Here is a 17493-nt window from a genome sequence, read left to right on the forward strand (position 1 = left end):
CAGGAAGGATCACCTTACTGTCCGTTCCTCGGACATCTCAGCTCGCGAAGCGCACGTACGGAACGGACGACACGCGTGCTCAGCCGGACGACACGCGTGTTCAGCCGGACGACACACCCGAGGCCGGGCGGCTTTTCGTGTCGTCCCTCCAGGTACGCGTGTCGTCCGGCCGGGTACGCGTGTCGTCCGGCCGGGTACGCGTGTCGTCCGGCAGGGATCGATCAGCAGGCGGGCAGGCCGCCCGGCAGGGCGGGGAACGCCGGGCCCGAAAGCAGGTCCGCGCCGCGGTGCTGCCACCACGCGGCCTCGTCCGGCGTCCGCACCCCGTCGACCGACACCGCCGCCCCGGTCGCGTGTGCCGCGTCGATCAGCGCCGACAGCGGCCCGGTCACCAGCGGGTGTTCCCGCTTGGCGGCCAGGCTCGCCGCGATCCGGACCGCGTGGGCCGGGAACTCCGTCAGGCAGGTGACGTCGACGAGGCCGTGGATCTCCGCCCGGACGCCGATTTCGCCCAGCACCTTGAAGTTGTCCGCCGCGTCGCCGGTCTCGGCGGTCAGGGCCGCGGCCGGGAAGCCGGGACGCAGGCGGTCCGGGGCCAGGCCGGTGTCACCGAGGACCCGGCGGATTTCGCCGACCAGCTCCGGGTCCGCGGCCTGCTGCGGCGTCAGTTCGACGACCAGCGGCACTTCGGGCCCGGACGCCGCCAGCCGCTCGGCCGCCGTGCGCAGCAGCCCCGTGCCCAGCGACAGCGCCAGCCCGCTCTCCGTGGCCAGCCGCACGCACGTCTCGTGCGGCAGCATGCCGTCGGCCGGGTGGTTCCAGTGCAGCCGCGCCTCGACGCCCTCGACCGAACCGCTCGTCGCCGACACCAGCACGCGGTAGCGGACCTCGATCTCGCCGGTCTCCCACGCACCCGCCATCGACGCCGCCAAGCCGAAGTCGTGGCGGTCGCGCCGGTCCAGTTCGCGGTCGAACAGACCCCACTGGTTGCCTGTCCGCTGGGCGCGCCGCAGGGTCAGGTCGGATGCCTGGAGCAGTTCCGCCGGCGTGATGTCGCGCGGTGGGCGGTGGACGACGCCGATGGCGGCCGACACCGCGACCCCGCGCCGGCCGTCGACGTACTCCGCCTCGGCGAGCTCGTGGGTGATCCGGCGGACGAGCGTCACCACGTCCGGGGTGTCGGCCGTGTTCTGCACCAGCACGCCGAATTCGTCGCCGCCGAGGCGGGCCACGAGCGACTTCTCCGCGTCGAACACCATCTTCAGCTTGGCCGCGACACCGCGCAGTACCCGGTCGCCGAGGTCCTGGCCGAGGCCGCCGTTGATCTGGGAGAAACCGTCGAGGTCGAGGTGGAACAGGGTGACTCCGCGGGCCGGGTCCGCGTCGCGCAGCAGGGTTTCCAGGCGGGTGCTGAAGAACTGCCGGTTCGGGAGCCCGGTGAGCACGTCGTGCAGGGCTTGGTGGCTCAGCCGCCGCTGCAGCAGCGACACCTCGGTGTCGTCGTCGACGATCGTGAGCAGTTGCCGGGGCGCGCCGAGCGCGTCGCGGATCACCGACGCGGCGAACGTCGCCCACATCGGTTCGCCGTCCTTGCCGATCAGGCGGCGGCCGGCGCGCAGCCGGTGCAGCCGGCCGGCCACCAGCTCGTCGTAGCTCTGCTGCAGCTGCTCGACGTCCTCGGGGTGGACCAGGTCGAACAGGGTCATCGCGGCGATTTCCGCCGGTGTGCGGTTGAGCGTCTTGGCCAGCGCCGCGTTGGCGCGCAGCACCCGCCCGTCCAGCTCGGTGAGGGCGACGCCGCTGGCCGAGCCGGCGAACACCTCTTCGAACTGCGCGCGGGAGATGACCTGCTTCTGCCGCGTCTCCTGTTCGACTTTCAGCAGCGCGCGGCTCAGGCCCTCCTGCCGCTTCTGGATGTCCTCGCGGAGCATCTCGCCGTACCCGGAGCTGAGGGCGCCGAGCACCAGCACGGCCCGCTCGGCCAGCTGGTCGGCCCCGCGCAGCTCCGGTTCGCGCAGCAGTGCTTTGCCCAGCACCTCGAGAGTGCGGCGCAGGCTGTCGGCGCCGACGCACCGCAGTTCGACGAGCCGCCCGCCCGCGGCCGCGGCCGCGGCGAGATCCGGCGGATCGCTCGCCACCGCTTCGAACAGCCGCCCGGCCAGGCCGGCCAGCTCGCGCTCGATCTCCTCGGGTGTGTGCGGCAGGTACGCCGTGGTGCTGATCAGGTAGCCCCACTTGCGCGCGAGCGCGTCGAGCCGTCTCGCCGCGCGTTCGGCGGACGGCTTCTTCCGCGGGGCGTCGCCGCGGGGATGAGGAGCAGTCACCTCAGGCTGTCCAAGGGTTCAGTGCATACACCGGTTCGGGTCAATCGATATATCTTGGCCCGGAATTGTGCGACGCGCACGGGTTCAGTTTCGTCCGATCGAGTGATAACCCTGCGGAGCGATACCCAGGCGGTCCTGCAGCCACGATCGGGTGGCACTGCGGTATTCGCCGGCGTTTTCGTGCAACGCCAAGGAATGGCCCGCGCCGGGCAGCACGTACGTCGACACCTTCGACGGGTCGGCGTAATAGGGCGCTTCCTGTGCCCGGAGCACCGCCGCGTCGGAACAGTCACGCAACGCCAGCACCCCGCAGAAAAGGATGTCCTTTTCACCGACCACCTGGAAAACCGGTGCGGTGATTCCCCACGTCGCGGGCAGCACGATACCGAACAACGCGACCGTGCCCATCCCGGGGACCGAAACCTGGTCCTTCGTCGCCTCGTCGGCCGCGATCACGGCGGGGTCGGCGTCGCCCGCGGCGTAGAACAGCCCGGCGCGCGCGCCCGGCCTGGTCGTGAAGTAGAGCGGGTCACTGCCCAGCCTGGCCAGCTGACCGTCGAGCAACGCGGGCTGCAGGCCGAGCGCCGCGCCGAGGGCGAGCACGGGCAGTGCCGGCAGGTGCGTGATGCCGGTGAGGATCACGCCGTCGACGTCGCGGTACGTGGACGCCTCCACGGCGACGATCCCGGAGCCGACCGAGTGGCCGACGATGACGACCTTCGCGAACGGGACCCCGCCGACACGGCCGGCGCGCAGGTGACCGACCACCTCGTGCATGGACTCGGCCGCGGCCCAGACCGACAGCGGCAGGCTCAGCGGCCGGCTGCTGCGCCCGGCGCCGAGCTGGTCGGCGGCGAAGGTCGCGTAGCCGTGCGACGCCATGTCGCGCTGGTAGGAGTAGCGCTGCGGCTCGTAGGGCAGGTCCCAGTACGCGCTGTTGTACGTCCCGCCGTGCACGAGCAGCTGGACCGTGTCCGGGACGCCACCGGCGGGCAGGCACAACCGGCCGTGCACGAGCGCCGGCGCCCCCGGCACCAGCGGTGGCAGGCCGGGGCCGGTGACCGGGAGATCGGCGTCGCTGCAGGAGATCGCGGCGGCCTCGGCGGGCACCGCCGCGGTCAGCGAAGCGAACAGGACACCGCAGGCGAACAACGCCGACGTCAGCTTGAGCGGCCGTCTCAAACCGCACTCCCCTTCCGGACCGAACCAGCTGAAAGACCTCGGAACACTACACCCGGTAGTGGAATCGGTACCGTCAGGTCCGGCGGGGCACCACGGTCATCGGCAGCCGGTTCGGCTGCATGGTGGCCTTGAGCTGCGCGTACACCTTCTTGCCGGGCACCGGGACCAGGCGCCAGCGCGCGCCGATGGTCGCGGCCACGATGCCGATCTCCGTCGGCGCGAAGACGTGCCCGGGGCACAGCCGGGCGCCCGCGCCGAACGGGATGTAGGCCCCCTTCGGCAGGTCCGCGGAGCGGCCGGGCGCCCAGCGGTCCGGGTCGAACCGGTCCGGTTCGGGGAACCAGCGCGGATCGCGGTGCAGCGTGTGCTGGCTGACGGCCACCTCGCTGCCCGCGGGGATCGCCACCCCGCCGAGTTCGACGTCCTCCCGTGCCCGGCGCATCAGGATCAGCGGCGGGGTGCGGCGGACGATCTCGTTCACGATTTGCTGTGTGTAAACCAGATCCGCCAGGTCCTCGAAGCGGGCGGGCCGTCCGGCGAGGACTTCGTCGACTTCGGCGTGGAACCGCCGTTCGACTTCCCTGTGCTGCCCCAGCTCGTGGAAGAACCAGGCCAGCGCGACGGCGGTGGTCTCGGCACCGGTGGTCAGGATGGTGATGACCTCGTCGTGCACCTGGCGGTCGGACATGCCCTCGCCGGTGTCCTCGTCGCGGGCCAGCAGCAGCATCGAGAGCAGGTCGCCGTGGTCGGCGCCGTCTTCGCGGGCCGCGACGACGGTTTCGCCGATCACCTCGCGCAGGCGGGTGGCCGCGGCGTCGAACCGCCGGTTCGGCGGGATCGGCAGCTTCTCGACGAACTTCGGGGAGAACGCCCGGATCAGCACGTACTTGAGCATGACCGGGATCGAGTGCCGGATTTCCGCCAGCGCTTCGTCGCCGAGCGCGGTGGAGAACAGCGTCTGCCCGGCGATGGTCAGCACCAGGTCCTGCATTCGCCGGTCGAACTCGACGACTTCGCCGGGCCGCCACGAATCCACCAGCTCCCCGGCCAGCTTCGTCATGGTGTTCTCGGCGTAGCCGGCGATCCGCGTGCGGCCGAAGGCAGGCATCACCAGCCGGCGCTGGCGGCGGTTGAGCTCGCCGTTGGACGTGGCCAGGCCGTCGCCGAAGAGCGGGCGCATCTTGTCGAAAACCAGGCCCTTGTCGAACTTGTCGGCATCGGTGGCCAGCACCTGCCAGGCCAGCTCCGGGGTGGTGACCACGTGCACCGGCAGCGGACCGAGGTGGAGTTCGACGACTTCTCCGTACGCGGGCAGGGAAGTGAAGAACTTGAGCGGGTCGCGCAGCAACGGCACGGTGTGCCCGAGCAGGGGCCGCCGGCCGGGAACGGGACGCGCGTTCGTCATGGCCTCGTCTCCCTCGTGACCGGGCCACCTTAGCCGGGCACCGGGCGCCCCGAGTGCGAGTCCACACGAACGGATGAGGGGGCTAAGCTTCGCCCCCGCAGTGTCCGAGAGGCGCAGCGTCCGCGAGGGTGGGAGGTCCCGTGACCGGAGAACCGAGCTGGGTACCGCCGGAGATCGACACCACGGTGCCGAACCCGGCCCGGGTGTACGACTTCTGGCTCGACGGGGACCACAACTTCGCCGCCGACCGGGCGCTCGGCGAGCAGATCCTCAAGATCATGCCCGGCGTCCGCGACGCGGCCCGCCTCAACCGCGCCTTCCTGCGCCGCGCCGCCCGGTACCTGGTCGACGCCGGGGTCCGGCAGTTCCTCGACATCGGTTCCGGCATCCCGACGGTCGGGAACCTGCACGAGATCGTCCAGCAGGCCGACCCGGCGTGCCGGGTGCTGTACGTCGACCGCGAGCCGGTGGCGGTCGCGCACAGCGAACTGCTGTTGCAGGACAACGAGAACTGCGCGGTACTCCAGGCCGACCTGCGCGACGTCAACGACATCTTCGATTCGGAACCGGCGCGGCGGTTGCTCGACCCGTCGCAGCCGACGGGTGTGTTCATGTTGCTGCTGCTGCACTTCGTCCCGGACGAGTGGGACCCGACCGGCATCCTGGCCCGCTACCGCGACCGTCTCGCCCCGGGCAGTTTCCTGGCCGTCACGCACGTCGCGGCCGACTCCGGGGCGGAGCGCCTCGGCGAGGCGGTCGAGGTCTACAAGACCGGCCAGAACCAGCAGAACCAGCCGTTTCCCCGCACGCACGACCAGGTGCTCCGGTTCTTCGAGGGGTTCGACCTCGTCGAACCGGGCCTGGTCGGCTGCGCGATGTGGAACCCCCAGGGCGTCGGCGACATGTCCGACGACCCGTCGATCAACTTGCTCCCGTACGCGGGCGTGGGCCGCAAACCGTGAAGTCTGCCGCGGCTCGTCGTGAGTGGTAATTCGGGTTCTAACCCGAATTACCACTCACGACAAGCTGCGGCAGACCTCCTCACCGCAGCGAGAACGTCGCCAGGTTCACCGGGCCGTCGAACGTCAGGTAGACGTCGTGGCGGCCGGTGACCTTCGCCAGGGCCGCGGTCACCGTCGCGTAGGCGTACCGGTCGCCGGTCGAGGAGACCGGGACCGTGCCCAGCACGCGACCGGTCGGTGAGTCGAGCCGGACCGTGATCCGCGTCGACGCCGTCGCGGACACCGAGGCCGAGAACGACGCCGGGCCGTTCAACGCCACGTTGCGGTACGCCACCCAGCTCCCGGCCACGCCCGCGACCGAGGTGCCCGAAACCTTCGACGTGTCCGTCAAGGTCGTGCCGGAGTAGTCGTCGAAGTTCTGGGCCTGGGTCGGACGGCTCAGGTCACGCGGCAGGGCGCGCTCCCCCGGCACGTAGACCGGCTGCGGCGCCGACAGTTCGGAAGCGTTGCGGCCCACCGAGAACTCGTAGACCCCCGCCGCCACCACGGACCGGCCCCGCGAGACGTCCCAGGATGCCAGGTCCGCCACCGGCACCTCGAACCGCAGCGTGCGGGTCTGCTTCGGCGCCAAGGTCACCTTCGAGAAGTCCCGCAACCGCTGCACGCCGGAGTTCTTCGAGTAGAGCTGGACGACGTCGCTGCCGGCGCGGGCGCCGGTGTTCGTCACGTCGACGCTCACCCGGACCTTCCCACCGGACTGGACCGTGCGGATGTTGTCGTAGCGGAAACTGGTGTAGCTCAGCCCGTAGCCGAACGGGAACAGCGGCTTCCCGCGGTAGTACTGGTAGGTCATCCCGGTCTTGGCGATGTCGTAGTCCAGGATGCTCGGCAGCCCGGCGTCGGAGGCGTACCAGGTCTGCGTCAGCCGCCCGCCCGGATCCTGGTCGCCGAAGAGCACGTCGGCGACGGCGTGCCCGGTCTCCTGACCGGCGTGGCTGGTCCACAGGATGCCGGGCACCGACAGGGTGTCCCAGCCGGTCGTCGGGTAGCTGTTCTCCACCACGACGATCGTGTGCGGGTTCGCCTTCTGCACCGCCTCGATCAGCGCGCGCTGCGCCGGGGCGAGCTCGGTGCTCGTGCGGTCGTTGGCCTCGCGGCCGTTGATGAACGGCATGCTGCCGACCACGACCACGGCGGTGTCCGCGTCCTTGGCGGCGGCGACCGCGCTGCCGACGCCGCTGGTCAGCACGTCACGGCCGAACCTGGTGGCGTGCGCGGCGTCCGGGGAGGAGATCGTCAGTACCCCGTCGGCGCCGACGACGGCGAACTTGTTCGGGCCGAACCACGGCTCGTTCACCTCGTTGCCCGCGTACTCGAGCACGTAGCTGCCGTCGGGCTGGGCGTCGAGCTTCAGCTGCTGCTGCACGAACCAGCCGGCCGGCTGGTCGACGTCGTTCACCAGCGCGCCGCCGGAGTAGCTGAGGAACTTGCCGTTCGCGGCCGCGCGCAGCGTGTTCTTGCCCGCGCCCCAGTCGTAGACGTCGAAGGATTCGGCGGTGCCCGCGACGGTCCCACCCGCGGTCACCTTGCCGGTGGTGCTCGGTGCCGTCAGATACCGGCCGGTGGCGAGGTCCTTCAGCGCGATCCGGTCGACGCCTTCGGACGACGCGACCGTGCCCGCCGAGCCGAGCCGCTCCTTGATGCCCTGCACCGGGGTGACCTTGTACTGCATCGCACCGGCGTACCAGTCTTCGTACAGCGTGTTCGAGAGCGGGCCGACGACCGCGATCTTCGTGTTCTTCGCGGCGTTCAGCGGCAGCGCGCCGCCGTTGTTGCGCAGCAGCACCATCTGCGCGTCGGCGGCTTTGCGCGCCAGTGCCTGGTGCTCGGGCGAGCCGATGACCGCCGGGGTGATCTTCGCGTACGGGTTGCGCCCCGGCGGGTCGAACTCACCGAGCCGGAACCGCAGCGAAAGCAGGTGCCGGTCGGCGTTTTCGACGTCGGCCATGGTCAGGAAGCCCTTGGCCAGCGCCTCCTTGACCGCGGCGGCGGTGATCGAGCCGTCGGTGTCGTTGTCGGTGAAGCTGTCGAGCCCCGCCTTGATCGCCGCCGCGTCGCCTTCGGCCTTGGTGGGGTAGTACTTCTCGGAGTTGACCAGGTTGGACGGCGCGCCGGCGTCGCTGACCACGGCGATGTCCTGCGGCGCCCACTTCCGCAGCGCGCCGTCGAGGTCCGGGCTCACGTGGTTGGGCCGCCCGTTGACCAGGTTGTACGACGGCATCACGGCGTTGGCCGCGCCCGCCTGCAGCGGGATCTTGAACGCCTGCTCGTCGTAGTCGTGCAGGATCTTCGGCGGCACCGAGGAGCTGGTGGTGTCGCGGTTGACCTCGTTGTTGTAGGCGAGGAAGTGCTTCAGCGTCGGCGCGGCCTGCAGGTACCGCGGGTCGTCACCCTGCATGCCGTGGCCGTAGGCGGTCGCGAACTCGCCGGTCAGGTAGGGGTCCTCGGAGTAGCCCTCTTCGTTGCGGCCCCACCGCGGGTCGCGCAGCAGGTTCACCACCGGGGCCCACAGGTTGAGGCCCCAGAGCGTCGGGTTGCGGGCGTTGAAGCCGCGCGCCTCCTGCCCGACAGCCGCGCCCACCTGCTTCACCAGCGCCGGGTCCCAGGTGCTGGCCAGGCCGATGGCCTGCGGGAACACCGTGCCGTCGGCTTTGACGACGGCACCTTTGTTGTCGTAGTCGGTCGACCAGGCGACGCCGTGCAGGGCTTCGGTGCCGGTCTTGAAGATCCCGATGCCGAGCCGCGGGATGGCCGGTTGGTACTGGTGCAGCAGCGAGATCTTCTCGTCCGCCGTCAACCGGGACAGCAGGTCGTCGATCCGCGTCGCCAGGGGCAGCGACGGATCGCGGAAGGGTGGTGGCGGCGCCGCGAGTGCCGGCGACGAAGCCAGCAGCAGGGTCGCGGCCACCGCCGGGACGAGGGCACGGCGGAAGAGGGACAAGCGCACGGACGGCCTCCGAATCGTCGAATCGTTTCGACGGCGTGGCGCGGAACATTCGCGTCGAACGGCGGGGAACCCGACGACTATTACAGCCGGGTGAGCAACAGGTCAAGAGTCACTGGGAACGCTCCCAGAGGTCACGGCCAGACGCCGCCCTAGCGGCCCTGAACAGCAAAAAGAACGTTCAACAGGGACTTTCGATCATTTCGACGGAGGCGCCCGTTGTCGAATACTCGTCGAATACCGGCAAACGGCGAATGATGCTTGTGTTTCGGGCGGGTGTCACTTACCTTCGTGCCATCGTCGATGCGCTTCGACAGTCCCTTCTCCTCCCCGCCCTCAGGAGGCCGCCCGTGGTCACGATCAACGACGTCGCCAATGCGGCCGGGGTCGCGCCCAGCACGGTGTCGTACGTGATCAGCGGCAAACGCTCGATCTCGCCGAAGACCCGGCGGCTGGTCGAGGACAGCATCCGCAAGCTCGGCTACCACCCGCACGCCGGGGCGCGGGCGCTGGCCAGCAGCAAGACCAACGTGCTCGCGCTGGTCGTGCCGCTGCGCACGGACCTCAACGTCGCCGTCGTGATGGAGTTCGTCGCCTCGGCCGTCACCGCGGCCCGCGCGCACGACCACGACCTGCTGCTGCTCACCAAGGACGAGGGACCCGCCGCGCTGCAGCGGGTGGCGTCCTCGGCCATCGCCGACGCGCTGATGGTGATGGACATCGAAACCGCCGACCCGCGGGTGCCGATGCTGCTGGCGCTCGACCTGCCCGTGGTGCTCATCGGCGTGCCCGACCACCCGGCCGGGCTGAGCTGCGTCGACCTCGACTTCACCGCGGCGGCCTCGGCGTGCGTCGCGCACCTGGCCGAGCTGGGGCACCGCTCGATCGCGCTGATCGGCCCGTCCCCGGCCGTCTACCGGCGCGGGACGAGCTACGCGACGCGGTTCCTGCGCGGGTTCGACGAAGCCACGAAGACCCGGGACGTGCGCGCGGCCTCCCACGCGTGCGCCCACTCCTACGAGGCGGTGAGCGCCTGTCTCGACGAGCTGCTCGCCGCCGATCCCGGCCTGACCGGCCTGGTCGTGCACAACGAGGCCGTGCTGCCCGGGCTGCTGTCGGACCTGCGCCACCGCGGCCTGCGGGTGCCCGAGGACATCTCGGTCATCGCCGTGTGCCCGGACAGCATGGCCGAGCAGCACGTCGTCTCGCTGACCAACGTGGCCATCCCGGCCGAGGAGGTCGGCACCCAGGCCGTCGAAATGACCATGCGCCGGCTCGCCGGCCACTCCACCCCGGAGGTCCGGCTGCTCGGGCCCCGCCTCACCCGGCGCGACAGCACCGCCGCGCCGCGCGCCTAGTCCCCCCGGTTCTGCTCCGCCGCCGAAGGAGAATCATCATGCCCGTAGTCCGTCGCGCCCTCGTCCTGACCGCGAGCGCCACGAGTGCCGCGCTGCTGGCTGCCTGCAGCCCCAGCCCGACGGCCCCGGCCGCGCCCGGAGGCTCCGACGCCCCGGCCGCCACCTCGATCACCGAACTCGACTACTACGCCGACGAGCAGGGGTCCGCCGCCTGGCAGAAGATCCTCGACACCTGCGCCGCGCAGACCGGGATCAAGATCGAGCGCCAGAAGGTGCCGACCAACCAGATGCTGCCGAAGGTCCTGCAGAGTGCCAGCTCGAAGACCCTGCCGAACCTGCTCTTCACCGACAACCCCACGCTGCAGCAGGTCGCCGCCACCGGCGCGCTGACCCCGCTGACCGACTACGGCATCACCACCGACGGCTTCTACCCGAGCATCGTCAAGGCCGGGACCTACCAGGACAAGCTCTACGGCGTCGCTCCCGGAGTCAACGGCCTCGCCCTGATCTACAACAAGGACCTGCTGCAGGCCGCGGGCGTCGAGCCGCCGAAGACGTGGGACGAGCTGAAGGCCGCCGCGGCGAAGCTGACCAAGGACGGCAAGTACGGCCTGGCCTTCTCGGCCATCCCGTCGGAAGAGGGCACCTGGCAGTTCCTCCCGTTCTTCTGGAGCAACGGTGCCGAACTGTCCCAATTGGACTCGCCGAAGTCGGCGCAGGCGTTGCAGTACGTCACCGACCTGGTGAACTCGGGTTCGGCGTCGAAGTCCGTGGTGACCTGGAACCAGAACGACGTCGCCGACCAGTTCGTCGGCGGCAACGCGGCGATGATGATCAACGGCTCGTGGAACATCGCCCGGCTCGACGAGCAGAAGTCGCTGCACTACGGGGTCGTGCCGATCCCGGTGCCGCAGGCCGGCGGCAAGCCGGTGGTCGCCCTCGGCGGCGAGGTCGGCACCGTGCCGGTGACCAGCGGGCCCGCCCAGCAGGCCGCCGGCAAGGTGCTCTCCTGCATCCTGTCCGAGCCGACGATGGTCGAGTGGAGCAAGGCGCACGCCTACATCCCCTCGAAGACGGCCGTGGCGGAGAAGTTCGGCAAGGACCAGCCGGCGATGCAGGCGTTCGTCGACGAGGTCGGCACCGCCCGCTCCCGCACCGCCGAGCTCGGCGAGAAGTACCCGAAGGTCTCGCAGGCGCTGGCCGACGCGGTCCAGGCGGCACTGACCGGCAAGACGCCGATCGACCAAGCCCTCAAGGCCGCCCAGCAGGCGAGCGGCTCGTGACGGTCGCCGCCGCCCCGACGGTCTCGGCGCCGCCGCACGCGGACCGGAAGTCCCGCCGGGACAACCGGTTCGCCGCGTGGGCGTTCCTGCTGCCGGCCCTGGCCTACATCATCGTGTTCTTCGGCTACCCGCTGGTCGCGAACCTGGTGATGAGCACGCAGAACTACACGGTGAAGTCGTTCTACACCGGCGAAGCGCCCTTCGTCGGCATCGCGAACTACTCCGCCGTGCTGACCAACCCGCTGTTCTCGACGGCGGCGCTCAACACCGTGCTGTTCACGGCCGGATCGCTCGTCTTCCAGTTCGGCATCGGGCTGGCGCTCGCGGTGTTCTTCAACGGCCGGTTCCTCGGCAGCGCGCTGCTGCGGTCGCTGCTCCTGCTGCCGTGGCTGCTGCCGCTGGTGGTCAGCGGTGCGATCTGGCGCTGGATGTTCGACCAGGACCACGGCGTGCTCAACGCGGGCCTGCGGTTCCTGGGCTTCGACGCGGTGCCGTGGCTGAGCAGCACGAGCTGGGCGCTGCCGGCGGTGATCCTCACCAACATCTGGGTCGGCATCCCGTTCAACCTGGTGATCCTGCACGGCGGGCTGCGCGCGATCCCGGCGTCGCTCTACGAAGCCGCGGCCCTGGACGGCGCCGGGGCGTGGCAGCGGTTCCGGCACGTCACCTGGCCGCTGCTGCGGCCGGTCACCGGGATCGTGCTCATGCTCGGGCTGGTCTACACGATCAAGGTGTTCGACGTGATCATGGTCGTCACCGGCGGCGGGCCGGCCAACGCGACCCAGACGCTGACCACGTGGTCGTACCGGCTGTCCTTCCAGGACTTCGCGTTCGGGCAGGGCGCCGCGGTCGGCAACGTCCTCATCGTGGTGGCCACGCTCTTCGGGCTGCTGTACCTGCGTTCGGCGAAGGCGACCCTGGCGGAGGCGGCATGAGGACTGCTTGCAGGTCCGAATCATCAGACACCATGCCTGCCGACGCGAAGACACTGCCGCGGCTTGCCGCGTCCGAAAAGGAGGCGGCATGAGGACTGCTTGCAGGTCCGAATCATCAGACACCATGCCTGCCGACGCGAAGACACTGCCGCGGTTTGCCGCGTCCGAAAAGGAGGCGGCATGAAAACGGCGAAATGGCCGCGGACCGTGCTCGGCGTGCTGATCGTCGCGGTGCTGCTGTTCCCGCTGTACTGGATGGTCAACGCCTCCCTGCAGCCCAGCGGCGCACTGCTGCGCCCGGACCCGGCGTTCTTCCCCGTCGGCGGCACGCTGGACGGCTACCGCAAGGCCATCTCGACGCAGGGACCCAACCTGCTCTCCAGCGTCGTCGTCGCGCTCGGCACGGTGCTGGTGTCGCTGCTGGTGGCGGCCCCCGCGTCGTACGCGCTGGCCCAGCTGAAGGTGCGCGGCGGCGCAAGCCTGGTGTTCGTGCTGCTCATCGTGCAGATGATCCCGGGCATCGTGATGGCCAACGCGCTCTACACCGTGTTCAGCAACCTCGGCCTGATCGACAACTACCTCGGGCTGGTGCTCGCCGACTCCACCGCGACCATCCCGTTCGCCATCCTGCTGCTGCGGGCGTTCATGATCTCCGTGCCGAAGGAGCTCACCGAAGCGTCCCGGGTGGACGGTGCGGGGTACTGGCGCACGTTCCGCTCGATCATCCTGCCGGTCAGCCGCAACGCGCTGGTCACCGCCGGGCTGTTCTCGTTCCTGTTCGCCTGGGCGGACTTCCTGTTCGCCGTCACCCTGACCACCGGGCAGTCGTTCGAGCCCATCACCGTGGGCATCTACCGGTTCGTCGGCAACCAGTCCGCCGACTGGAACGGGATCATGGCCACCGCCGTCCTCGCCGCGATCCCCGCGGCCGTCCTGCTGGTCGTCGCCCAGCGCTACGTCGTCGCCGGGCTGACCAGCGGCGCCGTCAAAGACTGAATTTCTTCCAAGGAGACCTCGTGATCGTCACGACCGAAGACGGCCGCTCGCTCGAAGTCCGCGTGCGGCACGAGGTGCTGCGCATCGAGCCGTGGGGCGACGGCAGCCTGCGCGTGCGCGCCGGACAGCACCGCATCCTCGACGACGTCCCCGGTGCGCTGCTGCCCGCGAAGCCGTCCGCCGCCACCGCCTCGGTCGAGGGGCGGACCGGCCGGGTCGTCAACGGCGCGCTCACCGCCATCGTCGAGATCGCCGACACCGACACCGGGATCGACGCGCAGCTCAAGTTCGTCCGCACGGACACCGGCGAGGAGCTCCTCTCCGAGCAGCGTGCGCACTTCTGGTGGCCCGGCGCGCGGCTGTTCATGCCCTCGCGCAACGGCTACGGCCGGCTGGAACAGCGTTTCAGCGCCTACGACGACGAGCGGCTCTACGGGCTCGGGCAGCACACGCACGGCCGGCTCGACCAGAAGGGCCTCGTGCTCGACCTGGTGCAGCGCAACGCCGAGGTGTCGGTGCCGTTCCTGCTGTCCAGCCGCGGCTACGGGTTCCTGTGGAACAGCCCGGCCGTCGGCCGGGTCGAGCTGGCCGCCAACGGCACCCGCTGGGTCGCCGACGACGCCCGCCAGCTCGACTACTGGATCACCACCGGCGACGGCCCGCGCCAGATCCTCGGCCACTACGCCGACGCGACCGGGCACGCGCCGATGCTGCCGGAGTGGGCGGCCGGGTTCTGGCAGTCGAAGCTGCGCTACCGGACGCAGGAAGAGCTTCTTTCCGTCGCCCGGGAGTACCACGAACGCGGGTTGCCGCTGTCGGTGATCGTGGCGGACTTCTTCCACTGGACGCACCTCGGCGACTTCAAGTTCGACCCGGCCGAGTGGCCCGACCCGGCCGGCATGGTGCGCGAGCTCGCCGGACTCGGCGTCAAGCTCATGGTCTCGGTGTGGCCGTCGGTGAACCCGCTTTCCGAGAACTACCAGGAGCTGCACGAGCAGGGGCTGCTGGTGGCCGCCGAGAGCGGCGTCCCGGCGCACGCGCCGTGGAAGGACAAGGGCTTCGGCGTCGAGATGCCGGTGGCGTTCTACGACGCGACCAACCCGGAAGCCCGGCGGTTCGTCTGGAGCAAGGTCAAGGAGAACTACTACGACCTGGGCGTGCGCGCGTGGTGGCTGGACGGCGACGAGCCGGAGATCCAGCCCGGCCACCCGCACAACCTGGGCTTCCACGCCGGCCCGGGCGCGGAGGTGTTCAACCTCTACCCGCAGGCGAACGCGCAGACGTTCCACGACGGCATCCGCGCCGAGGGCGACGACGAGGTGGTGCTGCTGTCCCGCTCGGCCTGGGCGGGCAGCCAGCGGTTCGGGGCGGCGCTCTGGTCGGGTGACGTCGGGGCGACGTGGGCGTCGCTGCGCGCGCAGGTGCGGGCCGGGCTGAACGTGGCCTTGGCGGGCATCCCCTGGTGGACGACGGACATCGGCGGCTTCCACGGCGGCGATCCGGACTCGCCGGAGTATCGCGAGCTGATGGTGCGCTGGTTCCAGTACGGCGTGTTCTGCCCCCTGTTCCGCCTGCACGGCTTCCGCGACCCGCGCCCGGCGTTCGGGCCGGAGATGACCGGCGGCCCCAACGAGGTCTGGTCGTTCGGCGAACCCGCGTACGAATCGATCACGGCGTCCCTGCGGTTGCGCGAGCGGCTGCGGCCGTACCTGATGGACCAGATGCGGGTGGCCCACGAGCAGGGCATCCCCCCGATGCGGCCGGTGTTCGTCGACTTCCCGGCGGACCCGGTGGCCTGGGACGTGGACGACCAGTTCCTGCTCGGGCCGGACGTGCTGGTGGCGCCGGTGCTCGAGCCGGGCGTCACCAGCCGGCAGGTGTACCTGCCCGCGGGAGCGACGTGGACGGACGCAGCGACCGGGACCCGGCACGACGGCGGCGACCGGGTCGAAGCGCCGGCGCCGGCGGACCGGATCCCGGTGTTCCTCCGCGACGGGGCGGACCTGCCGATCAGGCCCGAGTGAGCCCGGCCCACCGCTGAGGCTCGGGCTCGCCGGGCGCCCAGCCCGGCGGCCAGGTCCGGACGACGCGAGCGTCCGTCCGGACCCGGGCCCCGGTGAAGTCGAAGCCGTCCGCCGTCGCGGCCGTGAAGTCGGCGGGGCCGCTGAAGCGCGCCCGGGTGAAGAGCGCGCCGGCGGCGAACCGGCTGCCGGAGAAGAGCGTGCGGCCGCCGAACCCGGTCGCCTCGAAGGAGACCTCGTCGCCGAAGCTCGCCGCGGTGAAGTCCGTGCGGGCCGAGAACCGGGCGCCGTCGAACCACACCGGGCCGCCGGCAGCGGCACCGGCGAAGTCGGCCGTCCCGGTGAAGGTCACCTTTTCGAAGTCGGCGCCCGTCCCGAACCGGACGCCGCCGAAGAAGGCGTGGCGGGCGAAGCACGAACCTTCGAAACTCACCAGGCCCGTGAAGGCCGCCTGGCCGAAGCGGGCATCGCCGACGAACCGCACGGCGTGGAAGCGCGCGTCGCGGACCTCGCAGCCCCGCAGGTCCATGTCGTGGAGCACCATCGGCTTCGGGTGGAGGTCCATCCCCGGCCAGAACTGCGGTGACCCGCGTCGCAGCCGCCGCAGCAGCACCGGCCAGAGCTTCGCCTGCCAGTCCGCGGACTGGGGCCACCCGTAACCCAGCTGGACGAAGAATTGGTCGACGAACTCCTGGCGCAACGCGGGATCGCGGTCCGCGAGGTCGGCGAATTCGAGCATTCCCGCCAGCCGCACGTCGAACTCGTCGGCCATCAGCTGCCGTTCGACTTCCTCGTCCACGCACTCCGGCGGCGCCGACGGGACCAGCACCTCGGCGGGCCGGTCGCGGCGGAGCAGCAGCCAGGCCGTGACCGCGCCGGACACGGCACCGATCACGGCCAAGACGGCGAACGGCGTGACGGTGGACATACCCGGAATTCTCCCGGCAGTGGCCAGCGATTTAAAGTGGACCTGCGAGTCCAAAGCTGACCCCGAAGAGCGCGGCAACGCGCCAGCGGATCGTCGAGGGCGCCGCGGCGGAGATCCGCGAGCGCGGCGTCGCCGTCACGACGCTCGACGACGTCCGGTCGCGGACGGGGACGAGCAACAGCCAGCTCTTCCACTACTTCCCGGACGGCAAGGAAGAGCTGCCGGGCGCGCAGGCCGTGGTGACCGAGCTGCTGCGCCGCTGGCAGGACGAGATCGAGGCGGGCATCCGCCACCTGCAGCGGGACGGCGAGGTCGGCGCGGACCTGGACGCCGGACGAGCGGCGGCCGCCCTGCTGGCCGGCATCCAGGGCGGCGTGGTGGTGATGCTCTCGACCGGCCGCATCGACCACCGGGAAGCGGCCCTCGACGTCGGTATCGGGAACCTGCGGGCGAGCGGGAACCGGTGAGCCCGGTTCCCGCTCCCTCCGATCAGGCGGACTTGATCGCGGAGATCTCGAACTCCAGCGTGACCTTGTCGCTCACCAGCACGCCGCCGGTCTCGAGCGCGGCGTTCCAGGTGACGCCGTAGTCCTTGCGGCTGATCGTGGTGGAGCCCTCGAAGCCGATCCGGTCGTTGCCGAACGGGTCCTTCGCGGAGCCCTCGAACTCGAACGGAATGGTCACCGAGCGGGTGACGTCCTTGATCGTCAGGTCGCCGGTCACGTCGAAGCTGGTCTCGCCGGTCTGCTTGATCTCGGTCGAGGTGAAGGTGATCTGCGGGTACTCGTCCATCGACAGGAAGTCGTTGCCCTTGAGGTGCCCGTCGCGGTCGGCGTTGCGGGTGTCGATGCTGTGGGCCTGGATGGTGACCTGGGCCGACGACTTCTCCGGCGCGTCGCCGTCGATGGTGGCGGAGCCGGTGAACTCGTTGAAGCTGCCACGCACCTTGGTCACCATGGCGTGCCGGGCGACGAACCCGATCCGCGAGTGCGAAGGGTCGAGGGTGTATTCGCCGGTCAGCTGGGGGTAGGTGGTCGCGCTGGTCATCGCTGTACTTCTCTCCTCGTAGTGGCGCCCCCCGGTGATTGAGGGTTC

13 protein-coding genes are annotated in these 17493 nt (G+C 70.5%); 7 read left to right on the top strand and 6 right to left on the bottom strand.

Annotation, left to right across the window (positions count from 1 at the left end; translation table 11 throughout):
- Window positions 1–221: 221 nt before the first annotated feature.
- From ACLJQF_RS39785 to ACLJQF_RS39795, 3 genes are all read right to left on the bottom strand, one after another.
- Complete coding sequence (locus tag ACLJQF_RS39785) at window positions 222–2324, bottom strand: diguanylate cyclase domain-containing protein (protein WP_410615457.1); 2103 nt, start codon at window positions 2322–2324, stop codon at window positions 222–224.
- 84 nt (window positions 2325–2408) lie between these two features.
- On the bottom strand, window positions 2409–3506 hold the full coding sequence (locus ACLJQF_RS39790) for an alpha/beta hydrolase (RefSeq protein WP_410615458.1): 1098 nt from the start codon (window positions 3504–3506) through the stop codon (window positions 2409–2411).
- 73 nt (window positions 3507–3579) lie between these two features.
- On the bottom strand, window positions 3580–4911 hold the full coding sequence (locus ACLJQF_RS39795; protein WP_410615459.1) for a cytochrome P450: 1332 nt from the start codon (window positions 4909–4911) through the stop codon (window positions 3580–3582).
- A 140-nt stretch (window positions 4912–5051) separates the two neighbouring features.
- Between ACLJQF_RS39795 and ACLJQF_RS39800 the strand changes: the two genes are divergently transcribed.
- The gene (locus tag ACLJQF_RS39800) at window positions 5052–5873 is read left to right on the top strand and encodes an SAM-dependent methyltransferase (protein ID WP_410615460.1); all 822 of its coding nucleotides are present in this window, start codon (window positions 5052–5054) and stop codon (window positions 5871–5873) included.
- A 79-nt stretch (window positions 5874–5952) separates the two neighbouring features.
- Here ACLJQF_RS39800 and ACLJQF_RS39805 read toward each other — a convergent pair whose 3' ends face one another.
- Entirely contained in the window at window positions 5953–8880 is a 2928-nt protein-coding gene (locus ACLJQF_RS39805; protein WP_410615461.1) for a glycoside hydrolase family 3 C-terminal domain-containing protein, read from the bottom strand.
- Window positions 8881–9227: 347 nt separating this feature from the next.
- Here ACLJQF_RS39805 and ACLJQF_RS39810 point away from each other — a divergent pair, with 347 nt between their 5' ends.
- From ACLJQF_RS39810 to ACLJQF_RS39830, 5 genes are all read left to right on the top strand, one after another.
- Window positions 9228–10235 carry a LacI family DNA-binding transcriptional regulator gene (locus tag ACLJQF_RS39810; RefSeq protein ID WP_410615462.1) on the top strand — a complete coding sequence of 336 codons (1008 nt, stop codon included), beginning with the start codon at window positions 9228–9230 and terminating at the stop codon, window positions 10233–10235.
- 38 nt (window positions 10236–10273) lie between these two features.
- A complete protein-coding gene (locus ACLJQF_RS39815; RefSeq protein ID WP_410615463.1) occupies window positions 10274–11518 on the top strand; it encodes an extracellular solute-binding protein in 1245 nt (414 codons plus the stop codon).
- Window positions 11515–12453, top strand: a complete 939-nt coding sequence (locus ACLJQF_RS39820) for a carbohydrate ABC transporter permease (RefSeq protein ID WP_410615464.1) — start codon at window positions 11515–11517, stop codon at window positions 12451–12453. The genes ACLJQF_RS39815 and ACLJQF_RS39820 overlap by 4 nt, the downstream gene beginning before the upstream one ends.
- A 180-nt stretch (window positions 12454–12633) precedes the next feature.
- Window positions 12634–13449, top strand: coding sequence for a carbohydrate ABC transporter permease (locus ACLJQF_RS39825; protein WP_410615465.1), 816 nt, complete (start codon window positions 12634–12636; stop codon window positions 13447–13449).
- A gap of 20 nt (window positions 13450–13469) precedes the next feature.
- Window positions 13470–15473 (top strand): TIM-barrel domain-containing protein, encoded by a 2004-nt coding sequence (locus ACLJQF_RS39830; RefSeq protein WP_410615466.1) that lies wholly within the window; start codon window positions 13470–13472, stop codon window positions 15471–15473.
- Here the strand turns inward: ACLJQF_RS39830 and ACLJQF_RS39835 are convergent.
- Window positions 15460–16398 carry a pentapeptide repeat-containing protein gene (locus ACLJQF_RS39835; protein ID WP_410615467.1) on the bottom strand — a complete coding sequence of 313 codons (939 nt, stop codon included), beginning with the start codon at window positions 16396–16398 and terminating at the stop codon, window positions 15460–15462. The two genes, ACLJQF_RS39830 and ACLJQF_RS39835, sit on opposite strands and share 14 nt — an antisense overlap.
- A 56-nt stretch (window positions 16399–16454) precedes the next feature.
- Here ACLJQF_RS39835 and ACLJQF_RS39840 point away from each other — a divergent pair, with 56 nt between their 5' ends.
- The gene (locus tag ACLJQF_RS39840) at window positions 16455–16865 is read left to right on the top strand and encodes a TetR/AcrR family transcriptional regulator (RefSeq protein ID WP_410615486.1); all 411 of its coding nucleotides are present in this window, start codon (window positions 16455–16457) and stop codon (window positions 16863–16865) included.
- Window positions 16866–16887: 22 nt separating this feature from the next.
- On the opposite strand, the gene ACLJQF_RS39845 is transcribed toward ACLJQF_RS39840, so the two are convergent.
- Window positions 16888–17445 carry a YceI family protein gene (locus ACLJQF_RS39845; protein ID WP_410615468.1) on the bottom strand — a complete coding sequence of 186 codons (558 nt, stop codon included), beginning with the start codon at window positions 17443–17445 and terminating at the stop codon, window positions 16888–16890.
- Window positions 17446–17493: the final 48 nt, after the last annotated feature.

This window comes from Amycolatopsis sp. lyj-109, from assembly GCF_046548995.1.
Lineage (GTDB): Bacteria > Actinomycetota > Actinomycetes > Mycobacteriales > Pseudonocardiaceae > Amycolatopsis.